Source organism: Herbaspirillum sp. BH-1 (assembly GCF_002870055.1).
Classification (GTDB): domain Bacteria; phylum Pseudomonadota; class Gammaproteobacteria; order Burkholderiales; family Burkholderiaceae_D; genus Herbaspirillum; species Herbaspirillum frisingense.
The window spans coordinates 1-14,585 of sequence record NZ_PKOI01000003.1 but is presented as its reverse complement, the minus strand read 5'-3'; the positions used below and the strand labels follow the sequence as shown (position 1 = coordinate 14,585).

The 14,585-nt window shown below is 64.6% G+C and carries 13 protein-coding genes; 3 read left to right on the top strand and 10 right to left on the bottom strand.

Features of this window, described 5'->3' with window-relative positions; all coding sequences use genetic code 11:
• Positions 1-12: 12 nt before the first annotated feature.
• The 9 genes from HBH1_RS05030 to mfd form a co-directional block, all read right to left on the bottom strand.
• On the bottom strand, positions 13-1,035 hold the full coding sequence (locus tag HBH1_RS05030) for a chemotaxis response regulator protein-glutamate methylesterase (protein ID WP_102661839.1): 1,023 nt from the start codon (positions 1,033-1,035) through the stop codon (positions 13-15).
• Positions 1,032-3,392 carry a hybrid sensor histidine kinase/response regulator gene (locus HBH1_RS05025; RefSeq protein ID WP_102661838.1) on the bottom strand — a complete coding sequence of 787 codons (2,361 nt, stop codon included), beginning with the start codon at positions 3,390-3,392 and terminating at the stop codon, positions 1,032-1,034. Before HBH1_RS05025 ends, HBH1_RS05030 begins: the two co-directional genes overlap by 4 nt.
• Positions 3,389-4,060 carry a chemotaxis protein CheW gene (locus tag HBH1_RS05020; RefSeq protein ID WP_102661837.1) on the bottom strand — a complete coding sequence of 224 codons (672 nt, stop codon included), beginning with the start codon at positions 4,058-4,060 and terminating at the stop codon, positions 3,389-3,391. Before HBH1_RS05020 ends, HBH1_RS05025 begins: the two co-directional genes overlap by 4 nt.
• Positions 4,053-5,333, bottom strand: a complete 1,281-nt coding sequence (locus HBH1_RS05015; protein ID WP_102661836.1) for a CheR family methyltransferase — start codon at positions 5,331-5,333, stop codon at positions 4,053-4,055. Before HBH1_RS05015 ends, HBH1_RS05020 begins: the two co-directional genes overlap by 8 nt.
• Complete coding sequence (locus HBH1_RS05010; RefSeq protein ID WP_102661835.1) at positions 5,330-5,797, bottom strand: chemotaxis protein CheW; 468 nt, start codon at positions 5,795-5,797, stop codon at positions 5,330-5,332. The genes HBH1_RS05015 and HBH1_RS05010 overlap by 4 nt, the downstream gene beginning before the upstream one ends.
• Before the next feature lie 23 nt (positions 5,798-5,820).
• A complete protein-coding gene (locus HBH1_RS05005) occupies positions 5,821-7,446 on the bottom strand; it encodes a methyl-accepting chemotaxis protein (protein WP_102661834.1) in 1,626 nt (541 codons plus the stop codon).
• Positions 7,447-7,680: 234 nt separating this feature from the next.
• Positions 7,681-8,043, bottom strand: coding sequence for a DUF4870 family protein (locus HBH1_RS05000; RefSeq protein WP_006464470.1), 363 nt, complete (start codon positions 8,041-8,043; stop codon positions 7,681-7,683).
• A gap of 38 nt (positions 8,044-8,081) precedes the next feature.
• A complete protein-coding gene (serB, locus tag HBH1_RS04995; protein ID WP_102661833.1) occupies positions 8,082-8,948 on the bottom strand; it encodes a phosphoserine phosphatase SerB in 867 nt (288 codons plus the stop codon).
• Between the two features lie 66 nt (positions 8,949-9,014).
• Positions 9,015-12,452 carry a transcription-repair coupling factor gene (gene mfd / locus HBH1_RS04990; RefSeq protein ID WP_102661832.1) on the bottom strand — a complete coding sequence of 1,146 codons (3,438 nt, stop codon included), beginning with the start codon at positions 12,450-12,452 and terminating at the stop codon, positions 9,015-9,017.
• Positions 12,453-12,672: 220 nt separating this feature from the next.
• Between mfd and ispD the strand changes: the two genes are divergently transcribed.
• Both ispD and ispF read left to right on the top strand, forming a co-directional pair.
• On the top strand, positions 12,673-13,407 hold the full coding sequence (ispD, locus tag HBH1_RS04985; RefSeq protein ID WP_102662097.1) for a 2-C-methyl-D-erythritol 4-phosphate cytidylyltransferase: 735 nt from the start codon (positions 12,673-12,675) through the stop codon (positions 13,405-13,407).
• Positions 13,404-13,913 carry a 2-C-methyl-D-erythritol 2,4-cyclodiphosphate synthase gene (gene ispF / locus HBH1_RS04980; protein ID WP_102661831.1) on the top strand — a complete coding sequence of 170 codons (510 nt, stop codon included), beginning with the start codon at positions 13,404-13,406 and terminating at the stop codon, positions 13,911-13,913. The genes ispD and ispF overlap by 4 nt, the downstream gene beginning before the upstream one ends.
• A gap of 22 nt (positions 13,914-13,935) precedes the next feature.
• Here ispF and HBH1_RS25065 read toward each other — a convergent pair whose 3' ends face one another.
• The gene (locus HBH1_RS25065) at positions 13,936-14,085 is read right to left on the bottom strand and encodes a hypothetical protein (protein WP_158243275.1); all 150 of its coding nucleotides are present in this window, start codon (positions 14,083-14,085) and stop codon (positions 13,936-13,938) included.
• A 132-nt stretch (positions 14,086-14,217) separates the two neighbouring features.
• On the opposite strand from HBH1_RS25065, the gene HBH1_RS04975 reads away from it, so the two are divergent.
• A complete protein-coding gene (locus HBH1_RS04975) occupies positions 14,218-14,424 on the top strand; it encodes a cold-shock protein (protein WP_006464465.1) in 207 nt (68 codons plus the stop codon).
• Positions 14,425-14,585 lie beyond the last annotated feature (161 nt).

Here is a 14,585-nt window from a genome sequence, read left to right as displayed (position 1 = left end):
TCCTTCTATTCTTCATGTTGATGCCACGATGGCTTGCAGCCGCGCGGCGATGGCCGTCACGGACAGCACCTCGACGGCGGCGTTCAGGGCCACCGCCGCCTTGGGCATGCCATAGACCGCGCAGCTTTTCTGGTCCTGGGCGATGGTGTGGTAGCCGTTCTCACGCAAGGCCTTCAGGCCGGCTGCGCCATCGCGCCCCATGCCGGTGAGCAATACGCCGGTGGCCTTGCCTTGCCAATGCCGGACGATACTGTGGAAAAAGGTATCCACCGACGGCCGGTAGACGTCGGCGGCAGCGCCTTCGACATAGGCCAGCCGGCTGTTTTCCTTGAAAACCAGATGGTGGTTGCTGCCGGCCAGCAGGACTTCGCCACGGCGTGGCAGATCCCCTTCGCCGGCCAGGCGCACCCGCAGCAGCGACTGCTGCTGCAGCCATTGCGCCATGCCGGGCGCGAAGCCGGCATCGATATGCTGCACGATCACGATGCTGCCCCCGAACTCGCGCGGCAACTGCTTGAGCAAGGTGGCCAGCGCCGCCGGACCGCCGGCCGACGCCCCTACCGCCACCAGGGGTGCCAGGTCTTCCGAGGACAGCGACGGCAAGGGTCGCATGCTCGGGCGTACCGGCGCGGTCACCACTTCCGGACTGAGCCGGCCGAGGTTGTCGATCTTTTCGATCAGCGCTGCGGCGTCACGCTTGCCGGCCGCGCCGATCAGCGCCGGGGTCTGGGTAGCGTCCAGCGCACCATAGCCCAGCGCCTCGTAGATCTTGGCGGCACTGGTATCCATGTCCGAGGTCACCACCAGGATCGGGCAGGGTGTCTCCTGCATGATACGGCGGGTGGCTTCCACGCCATCGACCTTGGGCATGAGCAGATCCATCAGCACCACATCCGGCAACTGCCAGGCGCACATCTGTACCGCCTGTTCACCGTCGCGGGCAATCCAGATCAGTTCGTGCCGGCCGCTTTCGGCGACGACCCGGCGCAATACCTCCACCATCATGGGCGTGTCGTTGACGATCCCGATCTTCACGATGTCGCCTCTCCAATCAAATCCGTGACGGCCTGCAACAGGCTTTCGTCGTGGAAACTGCTCTTGGTGAAATAGTGATCGGCGCCGGCCTCCAGGCCGCGCTGCCGGTCTTCCTCACGATCCTTGTAGGACACGATCATCACCGGCAGCGACTGCAGCTGCGGTGCGCCGCGAATCAGGCTGACCAGTTCGATGCCGTCCATGCGCGGCATGTCGATATCGGTGATGACCAGGTCGAAGTGCTCGGCGCGCACCGCATTCCAGCCGTCCATGCCATCCACTGCCACCGTGACCTGATAGCCGCGATTGGCAAGCATCTTGCGTTCCAGCTCGCGCACGGTCAGCGAATCGTCGACCACCAGCACCTTCTTGCGGGCGGCCACGGCGGCCTGCGCGGCGCCATCCTGGTCCACCGTCTGCAGGCGCCCGGACGAGGTCAGCTTCTGCACCGTGCGCAGCATGTCGGCCACATCCAGGATCAGCAGCGGTGCGCCATCTTCCATCAGCGCACCGGCCTGCACATCGGGGATCTTGCCCAGGCGCGGATCCAGTGGCTGCACCACCAGCATGCGCTCGCCCAGGAAGGCATCCACCGCCACGCCATAGCTGTGCTCCTGTTCGCCGATGACCACCACGCAGACGCTGCCGTCGCGGGCGCGCCACTGCCCCTTCTGCAAGACCTGATGCGCACTGACCAGGCCGATCTGGCGGCCCTCGTGGCTGAAGTGCTGGTAGCCTTCCAGCGTCTGCAAGGCTTCGGCCGGCAGGCGCAGCGTGCGGTTGACGTAGGCCAGCGGGAATGCATAGGGTTCGCCGGCAATCTCCACCAGCAGGCTGCGGATCACCGACAGGGTCAGCGGCAATTGCATCAGGAAACGGCTGCCCTGCCCCGGCCGGGTGGTGATACGGATCGTGCCACGCACCTGCTTGAGCATGTCGGCCACCACGTCCAGCCCCACGCCGCGCCCGGAAATCTCGGTCACGGTGTCGCGCAGGGTGAAGCTGGGCAGCAGCAGGAATTCCAGCAACTCCGCCTCGGACAGACGGGCCGCCGTCTCCTCGTTGGAGAGTCCGCGCGCCACCACGGCGCGCCGCAATTGTTCGATATCGATGCCGGCGCCATCGTCGCTCACCTCGATGAGCAGCATGCCGGCGCTATGCCGGGCCTCCAGCCGCACCACACCCTGCTCCTGCTTGCCAGCCGCCCGGCGGATGGCGCCGTCTTCGATGCCGTGGTCCACGGCATTGCGCAGCAGGTGACCGATGGGGGCTTCCAGCTTTTCCAGGATGTCGCGGTCGATCTGGGTGACGCTGCCGCTGATGTCCAGCCGCACCGACTTGCCCAGGGTATGGCCGACGTCGCGGACCATGCGGGCAAAACCGCCGGTGCCATCGGCGAAGGGCCGCATGCGGCATGCCAGCGCTTCGTCGTAGAGCCGCTGCGACAAGTTCACCGAGCGGCGGTCGAAGGCTTCCAGTTCATTGACCTGGTCGCTCAGCTGATGCTGGTTCTGCTGCATCAGCGTGCGCAATTCGGACAAGGTAGCCTGGGTGAATTCGTCCAGCGGGGCGGTGGACAGTTTTTGCTGCAATAGGTCCAGTGTCTGCATGGCTTCGCGCTGCACGCGCTTCATGCGCAGCATGCTGGCCGCAAAGGGCTTGAGACGGCGCGATTCGACCAGGGATTCCCCGGTCAGGCTCAGCAGATGATCCAGGCTCTCGGCGCTGACTCGCACGGAACGTGTGCCGGCAGGGGCCGCCACCGGCGCGGGCGTGGAGGCAGGCGCGGACAATGCCGGCGCGGGCTCGGCAGGGACGGCCGCCGACAGGGGGGCGGGCGACGCCACGGTCTCCTTGGGTTCAGCGGGGGTGGGAGCGGAAGGCGCAGAAGGCGCAGAGGGGGCGGCAGGCGCTGGCGCAGCAGTATGCGGCCAAGGAGCGGCCTCGCCACCACTCATCACCGCGGGCAGGGCCAGCAGGAAGGCTTGCACCTCTGCGCTACCGGCGTGATCGGCCCAGGCCTCGTCGCCATCGGGCGGAGAGGCGATGCGTCCCAGCAAATCGGCCCCGCGCAGCAGCACATCGATGTGCTTTTTCTCCAGCTGCAGCTTGCCCTGCTGGGCCAGCACGAAGCAGTCCTCCAGCACGTGGGCGACCTTGACCGCCGTTTCCAGCCCGACGATACGGGCTGCGCCCTTGAGCGAATGGCCGGCACGCATGCAGGCTTCCAGGTGTTCGGCCGCCGTTGGCTGCAACTCCAGCGCCAGCAGGCTGGCGTTGAGCTGAGCAATCTGGCTTTCCGCCTCGAAACGGAACAGGTCCAGCATGGACATCTGGCTCAGGTCGGGCGTACTCATGTCATGCTCCGGTTGAGTACGTAGAACAGCAATTCATGGTCCAGCAGGCCGATCTGTCGGCCACGCCACTCCACCATGCCCCGCGTGTACTGGATCGTGGCATGGGCCAGCGTGGTCGGTACCGGCGCCAACGCATCGGGGGCATAGCGGTGCACACCCACCACCTGCTCCACCGGGAAGACCAGCGTCTGGCCTTCGAAGGCGGTCACCAGCAGATGGGAGGCGCCCTGCCCCGGCGCTGATTCCGTCTGCAACTGCAGCAACTGCGCCAGCGAGACACAGATGCGCAAGGCGCCCCGGATGTTGAGCACGCCGCTGATGGCCGGGTTGCGCTGGTGCGGCAGGCTGTGTACGGGACGGGTCTCGGCCACTTCCTGCACCACGGTGGTGGCAATGGCCAGCCACTCGCCGCCGATGCGCACCACCAGCGCGGAAGCGTCTGCCCCCCGCGGCTGTGGCTCAGTCCCCACGGCGGAATGCATCCACTGCTGCGCCACCTCGGCCGAGGCGGGAATGCGATCGAGCTGCTGCAGGGCCGCGCGGGCGAAGGTCGGACAATTCAGGCAGCGCAGGTGCTGCTGCAGCTCGGGGCAAGTGCCATCGCCCTTGGTGCCGATGCGGTTCCAGCAGTCATCGATCACGGCATCGGTCGGCATCACTTCAGCCATGTGCGTCCTCCCGTGACGGGCTCAGGCGGGCGGCACGCTGACGCATGCGCTCGGCGCCGGCGATATCGCCCTGCGCCTGCAGCAGCGCGGCCAGGTGCAAGAGTGCCGGCTGGTGCTCGGGCTCCAGATAGAGCGCCTTGCGATAGCAGCGTTGTGCCTGCTCGTGGTCGCCCCCGGCATCGAGGATCAGGCCCTGCAGATAGAAGGCAGCCGCACTCGGCCCCTGCTCCTGGATGGCCTCCTGGCACAGGGCCTGGGCCTGCTCGAACTGGCCCTGGTCGGCCAGCAGCCGCGCGCGCTCCAACTGGCCGGATGGCAGCGCGACCGGCGGCGAAGCCATCGCAGACGGCGCCGGCACGGCTGGCCGGCGCTTAGCCGCGACAGCAGGCGCGCCCATCGGGATGGCAGATACGGGCGGTGGCACCGCCGCGGTTTTGGCTGGCGCGGCCCAGGCCGGCACATGGCCGCCGGCCCGCTGTACAGGGCGCTTGCGAAACCCGAAAGCCAGGGCGATGCCAGCCGACTCCAGGCGCGGACTCAACAGGATGCCGCCCTCGGCCGGACCGACGAAGATGACGGCATCCGGCTTCATGAGAGCCTCCAGCAGGTTCACCACGGTGTGCTGCACGTCGCGTTCGAAGTAGATCAGCACGTTGCGGCAGAAAATGAAATCGTAAGGGGCGGCATGCCGCAGGAAATCCGGTGCCAGCAGGTTACCGGGGGCAAAGCGCACCTGCTCGCGGATGTGTGGCTGCAGGTGCCATTGGCCGTCATGCGCAGTGAAATAGCGGTCACGAAAGCCCAGGTCGCGCCCCCGGAAGGAGTTGCGCCCATAGATGCCGGCGGCGGCGATCTCCAGCGAGCGGGTGCGGATATCGTAGGCGTCGATCACGAACTGGCCTGGCAGCAGGCCGGCATCGAGCAGGGCCATGGCCAGGGAATACGGTTCTTCGCCGGTGGAGCACGGCAGGCTGAGGATGCGCACCGGGAGCGCAGGCTGTGCGGCCAGGCGCTCGCGGGCCAGGCGGGCAGCCGCGAGTATGGCTTCGCGGTCGCGGAAGAACCAGGTCTCCGGCACCACCGCCAGTTCGATCAGGGATTGCAACTCCGCGGCCGAGGTCTGCAGCAGCGCGAGGTAGAGGCTGTCATCGCTGATGTCCAGCGCCATCATGCGCTCGCGCACCACGCGTTCGATCAGGCTGGCACCCACCGTGGCCATGTCCAGGCCCATCGCAAGCTTGAGCTTGTCGGCGATGTGCGGCAGGGCCTTCATGCCGGCTCCTGCGGAAAGAGCAGTGCGCGGGTGGCCGGGTCCAGCAGGTCCTCGACCTGCACCCGCTGCAGCAATCCACCCTGATAGGGCCGCACCGGGCCCAGATAAGGCGCACCCTCATTGCGCACGGCCGCCGGGGCAAACCCGGCGGGATCACAGCGCAAGGTCTCGGTGGCCTGCTCCAGGATCAGGCCCAGCAACCGCGGTGCAGGCAGGCCAGCGTGGTAGTGCAGCAGCACCAGGCGGGTGCTCACGCGTGCCGCGGCAGCACGGCCCAGCGCCAGATGCGACAGGTCGATCACCGGCAGGTGGCCATCACCGTGGGGCAGCAGACCGGCCACCCAGGGGGGTGCCCCGGGCAGGGCCTTGCAGGGCGAGAGCGGCAGCACCAGTGCCACCTCGGCGGTAGACAGTGCATAGCGCTCGGCGCCCAGCGAAAACAGCAGAAACAAAGACTCGCTCATGGTCAGGCGATCCGCCTTGCGGCTCAGTCCATCACCTTGAAGCGCGAGACCCCATTGCGCAATTCGTTGGAGACCACGTTCAGTTCCTCGATGGCCTGACCCGACTGCTGCAGCGACTCCACGGTCTGCTGCGCCGCCTCGGACAGTTGCACCAAGGCCTGGTTGATCTGCTCGGCGCTGTTGGCCTGGGCCTGCATGCCTTCATTGACGGTCTGGAAGCGCGGCGCCAGCGCCTGCACCTGGGCGATGATCTGCGACAACTGGCTACCGGCGGTCTGCACGTCCTGCATGCCGCGTCGCACCTGGTCGGAGAACTTGTCCATGCCCATCACACCGGCCGCCACGGCGGACTGGATTTCCTTGACCATGACTTCGATGTCGTAGGTCGCCACGGCCGTCTGGTCGGCCAGGCGGCGGATTTCAGTGGCCACGACCGAGAAACCGCGCCCGTGTTCACCGGCCTTCTCGGCTTCGATGGCGGCGTTCAGCGAGAGCAGGTTGGTCTGGTCTGCCACTTTAGTGATGGTGGTGACGACCTGATTGATGTTGCCCGCCTTCTCGTTGAGGATGGCCAGCTTGGCACTGACCGAACCGGCCGCGTCCATCACGTTCTGCATGGTGTCTTCCATGCGGGTCAGGCCGGCCTGGCCATTGCCGGCCAGCGACGAGGTCTGGTCCGATACCACCGAGACTTCGTTCATGGTGCGCACCAGGTCGCGCGAGGTGGCGTAGATTTCACGCGAAGTGGCACCGATCTCGGTGGTGGTGGCAGCCGTCTCGGCGGCCGTGGCCTGTTGCTGGCGGGCGGTGGCGGCGATCTCGGTGACCGAGGTGGCCACCCGCGCCGAGGATTTCTGGGCCTGCGAGACCAGTGCGGTCAGTTCATCGGTCATGCGGTCGAAGCCGCTCCCCAAGACGCCGAACTCATCCTTGCGATCCAGCGCCACACGGCTTGAAAAGTCACCCGAGCGCATCACGTCGAGGATGCGCATGAGTTTCTGCAAGGGCTCATTGATGGCGCGCATCAGGAAGAAGCCGCATACCAGCGCCACCAGCAAGGCCGCCATGAGCGAAGTGAGCATGGCGAACTGAGCCGAGGTGACCGCATCGTTGATGCGGCTGGCGGCGTCATCGGCGATACCCTTGTTCACTTCCACCATGCGCTGGGTGAACTGATAACCCAAGCGCCACTGCGGACGGATCTGCTCGTTGAACAGCTTGTCGATGGGCGGACGCTGGCTGAAGTCCATCTTCAGCACCTCGGTGACGAGGGCGCGGTATTTCTGGCGGGTTTCCTTGAATTGCTCGAAGAGCTTGCGATCGTCGTCGGCGAAGATGGTCTTTTCGTAGTCTTCCTGCAGGCGGTCGAGCCGCTCGCCGTTGCGGCGCAAGAGGGCCAGATTGGCCTGGCGTTCGGCCTCGCTGGTATCGATCTGGGCGATCTGCTGGGTCATCAGCAGGTTTTCGTACCAGGCGGCATTGATCATGGTGCTGTAGTACAGGCCGGGGGTCGAATCCTGGCGCAGCGCCGTGGCACTCTTCTCGATGCGGCCCAGATTGACCGCGGAAATGCCCGCCATCAAGGCCATCAGCAGCAGGATGAGCCCAAAGCTACCCAGTATGCGTTGCTTGATCGTCCAGTTCTTCATGCGCAGGCTTTCCTTTGGATGGAAACGGCTTTCCTCCCTACTCGCTCGGGCCAGTGCCGGACGAAAGGCAGGAAAACCGCATCATGCTGTCTAGTAATAATTCGAGATTATCATTGAAACGTTTCAATATCACTATTATCCCTTGCAGCCGACAGTTTTGCTTCACTGCAATGAAAACGGCGCCCATCGAGGGCGCCGTGGCTGTGATGAGATCAGCCGGAGCGGCCGGCCGGATCACACCGGCATGGGCTTGTTGTCCTGCAGATCAAGGAAACCCTTGATGAGCCGGTAGGCCTTCCATATCCAGGCCAGGGCGAACACCAGCACCGCCAGCGGGATGCCGATCACGGTCGCCCACAGCACGCCACCGGCGATGAGCCAGAACAGATACCACCAGAACGAGCGGATCTGCCAGCGATGATGGGTATAAAGGAAGGTATCGCGGACATCGCCGCGCTTGAGGTAATTGACGATCAGCGGCAGGCAAGACAGCATGCCCAGCGAAAACACCAGGCAGGCGGCATGGGCCAGATAGAGCCACCACACCAGGTCGCGGCCCGACTGCGTTTGCGAATCCAATACCAATTCCTGGTTCATCGTGTCTCCTGAAGTGGGTCGGTTGGCTGGTCCTGGATTCAGGCCAGCAAATTCAAGATGCCGTCCAGCCCGACGAAATTCAAGCCCACGCTGGCCTGGGCGCGCACCACCGGTTTGGCGCGGAAGGCCACCGAGAGGCCCGAGATGCCCATCATGCGCAGGTCGTTGGCGCCGTCGCCCATGACGATGGCCTGGGACGGCTCGGCGCCGATCTCGCGGCAGATGCGTTCGACCGTGGCACGCTTTTCATCCGCATTGACGATGCCGCCGACCACCTTGCCGGTCAACTTGCCGTCGGCCACTTCCAGGGTATTGGCGTGGGTGTAATCCAGGCCCAGGCGTTGCTTCATGCGGTCGGTGAAGAAAGTGAAGCCTCCTGAGACCAGCAAGGTCTTCAGGCCGGCCGCCTGCACGGCCTTCAGCATGTTTTCCGCCCCCGGCGAGAGTTGCAGGCGTTCGTCATAGACGCGTTGCAGGGCGCCGGCATCCAGGCCCTGCAACAGCGCCACGCGACGGGTCAGGCTTTCGTTGAATTCGATCTCGCCGCGCATGGCGGCCTCGGTGATCTCGGCGACCTGGGGCTTCAGGCCCTGCATGTCGGCGATCTCGTCGATGCATTCGATGGTGATGAGGGTCGAATCCATGTCCATGGCGACCAGGCGGAAATCGGCCAGCTTGCGACCTTCCTCGATGAAGGCATAGTCCAGGCGGGCTTTCAGGCAGGCGGCATCGATGCTGGCCTTGAGCGCATCGCTCACGCTCACGCCGGCCACGCGCCAGGCGTCGGCGTCGGCCACGCGGCTGGGGGCCATGCGTTCGGCGCGACCACCGGCCAGGGCGGCAATGGCGTCGATGTCGGCGGTGGAGACAGCGTGTTGCTTGGGGGCTTGCAGGATCAGGTTCATGTTCTTGGGGTGATGTCGTTGATGCGTGATTCGTTGTAAAAACGCTGGTGAGCCGGGCTCAGGCGATCAGCCGGTGAGCGCCTTCATGGTGGTCTTGACCTGCTGCACCCGCGCCGCCAGGTCGGGCATGCTGGCGGTGATGCGCAGCTTGTCCGGGCCGTTGAGCTTGACCTGGCGGTTCTTCTGCACCAGTTCGATGATGCGCATGGCATCGATAGGCGGATTGGGGACGAACTGCAGCAAGGCCGCCTCGGAATGGGCATCGATCTTGATGATCCCCAGCGGCTTGGCGGCGATGCGCAGGCGATGCGTTTCAATCAGCGCCTTGGCCGGGTCGGGCAGCTTGCCGAAGCGGTCGATCAGTTCTTCCTGCAGCGCATCGATGGCGTCGGACTTCTCGCAGTTGGCGAAGCGCTTGTAGAGCGACAGGCGCTCGTGCACGTCGCCGCAATAATCATTGGGCAGCAAGGCCGGCGCGTGCAGGTTGATCTCGGTGGTGGTCGAGAGCGGCGCGGCCAGGTCGGGCTCGCGGCCATCCTTTAGGGCGCGCACAGCTTCGTTCAGCATGTCGGAATACATCTGGAAGCCGATCTCGTGGATCTCGCCCGACTGGTGGTCGCCCAGTACTTCGCCGGCACCACGGATTTCCAGGTCGTGCATGGCCAGGTAGAAGCCGCTGCCCAGTTCCTCCATCTGCTGGATCGCTTCCAGGCGCCGCTGCGCCTGCTTGGTCAGGCCCTGCAGGTCTTGCACCAGCAGGTAGGCATAGGCCTGGTGGTGCGAACGGCCGACCCGGCCGCGCAACTGGTGCAACTGTGCCAGGCCGAACTTGTCGGCGCGGTGCATGATGATGGTGTTGGCGGTGGGCACGTCGATGCCGGTTTCGATGATGGTGGTGCACAAGAGGATGTTGAAACGCTGCGCCACGAAGTCGCGCATCACCTTTTCCAGGTCGCGCTCGTGCATCTGGCCGTGCGCCACGGCGATGCGGGCTTCGGGCAGCAAGGCTTCCAGCGCCGCCTTGCGGTTGGCGATGGTCTCCACTTCGTTGTGCAGGAAATAGACCTGGCCACCCCGCTTCAATTCGCGCAGGCAGGCTTCGCGGATCGTGGATTCGCTCTCGCCCCGCACGAAGGTCTTGATGGCCAGGCGCTTCTGCGGCGCCGTGGCGATGACCGAAAAATCGCGCAATCCTTCCAGCGCCATACCCAGCGTGCGCGGGATGGGGGTGGCGGTGAGCGTCAATACATCGACCTCGGCGCGCAGGGACTTGAGCGCCTCCTTCTGGCGCACGCCGAAGCGGTGTTCCTCGTCGATGATGACCAGGCCCAGGCGCGAGAACTTCACTTCATCCGAGAGCAGCTTGTGAGTGCCGATGACGATGTCGATGGTGCCATCGGCCAGGCCCTTGATGGCTTGCGTGACTTCCTTGCCGGTACGGAAGCGCGACAGCTCGGCGATCTTCACCGGCCAGTTGGCGAAGCGGTCGGCGAAAGTGGTCGCATGCTGTTCGGCCAGCAGCGTGGTCGGTGCCAGGATGGCCACCTGCTTGCCGCCCATCACTGCCACGAAGGCGGCCCGCAGGGCGACCTCGGTCTTGCCGAAGCCGACGTCGCCGCAGATCAGGCGGTCCATGGGCTTGCCGCCGGTCATGTCCTTGATGACGGCGTTGATGGCAGCGGCCTGGTCGGCCGTTTCCTCGAAACCGAAACTGTCGGCAAAGGCTTCATAGTCATGCGCCGAATACTGGAACGCATGACCCTGCCGCAGCGCCCGGCGGGCGTACAGGTTCAGCAATTCGGCAGCGGTATCGCGCACCTGCTGGGCGGCCTTGCGCTTGGCCTTTTCCCACTGGCCGGAGCCCAGCGCATGCAGCGGCGCATCTTCCGGCGAGGCGCCGGAATAGCGCGAAATGACGTGCAACTGCGAGACCGGCACGTAGAGCTTGGTCTCCTTGGCGTATTCCAGATGCAGGAATTCGGTCTCGCCCTCGCCCAGGTCCATGCTGACCAGGCCCATGTAGCGGCCGATGCCGTGACTGCTGTGGACCACCGGGTCACCGATCTTCAGTTCCGACAGGTCGCGCACCATGTACTCGACATCGGTGGCCGCCTGCTGCTTGCGGCTGCCCACGCGGCGGCCGCTGCCGGCATACAGTTCGGTCTCGGTCAGCAGTGCCAGGCCGTCGGCGGTGATGAAGCCGGCCTGCAGCGGCGCTACGCCCAGCATCAGCGGTTCGTCGCTGGCCAGGAAAGCCTCCCAATCCTCACACAGCACCGGGTGCAGGTCGTATTCGGCGAAGTATTGCTGCAGGGTTTCGCGCCGGCCATTGGTCTCGGCGCAGATCAGCACGCGTTCGGCGCCCTTGAGCAAGAAGCTGCGCAGGTTCACCAGCGGATCATCAGCGCGGCGGTTGACAGCGATATTGGGCAGCGGCGCGGATATCGCCGAGGGGGCATCGTCGGTCTTGAGCACCCAACGGGCATGCGGCTTGAGGAGGGTGAAGAAATCTTCATCATCCAGATAGATGGCCTTGGGCTCCAGCACCGGACGTTCACGGTCGGCATTGAGGAAGGTCCAGCGCGAGCGGGTATCGCTCCAGAAGCGCTTGATGGACTGCTCGATGTCGCCCACGATGGCGAACATGGCGTTGGCTGGCAGGTACTGGAACAGCGTGGCCGTCTCGTCGAAGAACAGCGGCAGGTAATATTCGATGCCGGCCGAGGCGATGCCGTTGCCGATGTCCTTGTAGATGGCCGAGCGCGTGGGGTCGCCCTCGAACACTTCGCGCCAACGGTTGCGGAAGGCCAGGCGCGCCGCCTCGTCCATGGGGAATTCGCGGCCCGGCAGCAGGCGCACTTCCGGCACCGGATAGAGCGAGCGCTGGGTGTCGGCATCGAAGGTGCGGATGGTTTCGATGGTGTCGCCGAACAGGTCCAGCCGGTACGGCAGCACCGAACCCATGGGGAAGATGTCGATCAGGCCGCCGCGCACCGAATACTCGCCCGGCGACATCACCTGCCCGACGTGGGTATAGCCGGCCAGGGTGAGCTGGGACTTGAGCTTGGCCTCGTCGAGTTTCTCGCCCTGCTTGAAGAAGAAGGTATAGGCCGCCAAGAACTGCGGCGGCGCCATGCGCAGCAGGGCCGTGGTGGCCGGCACGATCAGCAGATCGCACTGGCCGGATTGCACTTCATAGAGCGTGGCCAGGCGTTCTGAGACCAGGTCCTGGTGGGGCGAGAAGGCGTCGTAGGGCAGGGTTTCCCAATCCGGCAGCAGGTGGCAGCGCAGGCGCTGGCCTTCCTTGGGCTGGAACCAGGGGATTTCGGAAAGCAGGCGCTGGGCGTCGGTGGCCCCGGCCACTACCACGGCCAGCATGCGGCCCTCGGCCTTGAGCGCCAGGGCGGCCTGGGCCAGCAGATAGGCATCGGCCGAACCGTGTACGGCCGGCGGTTGGAAACGGACACCCGTCTTGGGCAGGGATTTTTTCGGATCGAAGGACATTCAGGATCGGGGGATCGGCTTAACTCGACTGGGTTCGGCCTGGTGCGGCCTCATTCGGTTCATTGGACAGGTGCATCAGCAGCGGCCACCGCGCGTGCGGCGCCGCAAAATGCCGGCCGTTTGCAAGGGATTGGCATTAGAATTCAGCCTCTCATTATAAACGATGGTCCCATCCCAGGCCGCCGCCAGGCGGGCCGTGAGCGGGGCCGGTCTGGCCCGCATGAACGCTCCGTCGTCTTCCCCCGCCACCTCGCAACATTACGCGCTGATCCCGGCCGCCGGCGTGGGCGCCCGCATGGGCGCGCAAATTCCCAAGCAGTACATGACACTGGCCGGCAAGCCCATGCTGCTGCATGCATTGGAGACCTTTGCCGCGCATCCGCGTATCGACCACAGTTTCGTGGTGGTCAGCCCGGAGGATGGCTGGATCGACGCCCTGCTCCCCCCCGCCCTGCTGGCGCACACCACGGTGCTGCGCGTGGGTGGGGCGACGCGGCAGGACAGCGTCTTCAATGGCTTGCAGGCCATCCGCGCCCAGGCCGCCGATGGCGACTGGGTGCTGGTCCACGACGCCGCCCGCCCCGGCCTGGACGGCGTGCTGATCGACCGTCTGCTCGATGCGCTGGCCAATGATGCGGTTGGCGGCCTGCTGGCACTGCCGGTGGTGGATACCCTCAAACGCGGCGATGACCAGTCCCGCTCGCAGGACACCGTGCCGCGCGCCGGCCTGTGGGCGGCGCAGACACCGCAGATGTTCCGCTACGCCCTGCTGCAGCACGCCCTGGAACAGGCGCGCCAGCAGGACCGTCTGGCCGCCATCACGGATGACGCCAGCGCCATCGAAATGCTGGGCCTGCGCCCGCGCCTGGTCGAAGGCAGCCCCCGTAATCTCAAGGTCACGCTGGCGCAGGACGCCGCGCTGGCCGAATTCTTCCTGAAAGGTCCGCACGCATGAGCACTGCCTTCCCCTTCCGCATCGGCCAGGGTTATGACTGTCACGCCCTGGTCGAAGGCCGCCCGCTGATCCTGGGCGGCGTCACCATCCCGCACAAGAAGGGCCTCTTGGGCCACTCCGACGCCGACGCCCTGCTGCACGCCATCACCGACGCCCTCTTTGGCGCGGCCGCGCTGGGTGACATCGGTCGCCACTTCCCCGATACCGACCCGCAATTCAAGGGCGCCGACTCACGCGTGCTGCTGCGCGAAGCCGGCAAACGCCTGGCAGCGGCTGGCTATGCCGTGGGTAACGTGGATGCCACCATCATCGCCCAGGCCCCCAAGATGGCACCGCATATTCCGGCCATGGTGGTCAATGTCGCGGCCGATCTGGGGATTTCTGAGCAGCAAGTGAACATCAAGGCGAAAACCAACGAAAAAATGGGGTTTTTGGGTCGTGAAGAAGGGATTGCGACGGATGCCGTTGTGCTGATCTACCGCCAAAACGCCGAAAAAGCGCTGTAGGAAACTTCCCGACAGGACAATGTCAGACATTGACCGACAGCCGGAAAGCCGCACCAGACAAGGGATGCAGGGCGACATCCTGCACCATTTGCCAGCATGCAGAGAAATCTAAAGCACCGAAAAAAACCATTAAAACTTTTAATTGAACTTTCGAGCCGAAAATGGCTTGCATTCTCGATTTAATGAGTATAATCGTCGCGTCGTTAGGATTCGAGCTGGTAGTGCGGTTCTTCGCTGTCATTCCTCCCGAGTAACGATAAAGAGCCGGGCGCAAGCCCCAATCAATTAAATTTAGGAGTCCGTAATGGCAACTGGTACCGTCAAGTGGTTCAACGATGCAAAAGGTTTTGGCTTCATCACCCCGGACGAAGGCGGCGAAGATCTGTTCGCTCACTTCTCGGCTATTCAATCGAATGGCTTCAAGTCGCTGAAGGAAAACCAACGCGTTTCCTTCGAAGTGACCACCGGCCCGAAGGGCAAGCAAGCTTCGAACATCGTTCCGGCTGCTTAAGCTTTTCAAGCTAAAAAAAATCCCCGACTCGTCGGTAATGCCGTTCAGTTAAGACTGAACGGCATTTTCTTTTGGTGGTTGTAAACGTTGGGCAAGGCTGTTAACCTGCGTCGCCATGTTTGATGACGCGATCCATTTTCTGGTTGAAGCACAGGAAGCGC

Bases quoted from the DNA above. Each gene is read 5' to 3' on its own strand.
- HBH1_RS05025 (WP_102661838.1), bottom strand. From the start codon at position 3,392: ATGAGTACGCCCGACCTGAGCCAGATGTCCATGCTGGACCTGTTCCGT.
- HBH1_RS05020 (WP_102661837.1), bottom strand. From the start codon at position 4,060: ATGGCTGAAGTGATGCCGACCGATGCCGTGATCGATGACTGCTGGAAC.
- HBH1_RS05015 (WP_102661836.1), bottom strand. From the start codon at position 5,333: ATGAAGGCCCTGCCGCACATCGCCGACAAGCTCAAGCTTGCGATGGGC.
- HBH1_RS05010 (WP_102661835.1), bottom strand. From the start codon at position 5,797: ATGAGCGAGTCTTTGTTTCTGCTGTTTTCGCTGGGCGCCGAGCGCTAT.
- HBH1_RS05005 (WP_102661834.1), bottom strand. From the start codon at position 7,446: ATGAAGAACTGGACGATCAAGCAACGCATACTGGGTAGCTTTGGGCTC.
- HBH1_RS05000 (WP_006464470.1), bottom strand. From the start codon at position 8,043: ATGAACCAGGAATTGGTATTGGATTCGCAAACGCAGTCGGGCCGCGAC.
- serB (WP_102661833.1), bottom strand. From the start codon at position 8,948: ATGAACCTGATCCTGCAAGCCCCCAAGCAACACGCTGTCTCCACCGCC.
- mfd (WP_102661832.1), bottom strand. From the start codon at position 12,452: ATGTCCTTCGATCCGAAAAAATCCCTGCCCAAGACGGGTGTCCGTTTC.
- ispD (WP_102662097.1), top strand. From the start codon at position 12,673: ATGAACGCTCCGTCGTCTTCCCCCGCCACCTCGCAACATTACGCGCTG.
- ispF (WP_102661831.1), top strand. From the start codon at position 13,404: ATGAGCACTGCCTTCCCCTTCCGCATCGGCCAGGGTTATGACTGTCAC.
- HBH1_RS25065 (WP_158243275.1), bottom strand. From the start codon at position 14,085: ATGCAAGCCATTTTCGGCTCGAAAGTTCAATTAAAAGTTTTAATGGTT.
- HBH1_RS04975 (WP_006464465.1), top strand. From the start codon at position 14,218: ATGGCAACTGGTACCGTCAAGTGGTTCAACGATGCAAAAGGTTTTGGC.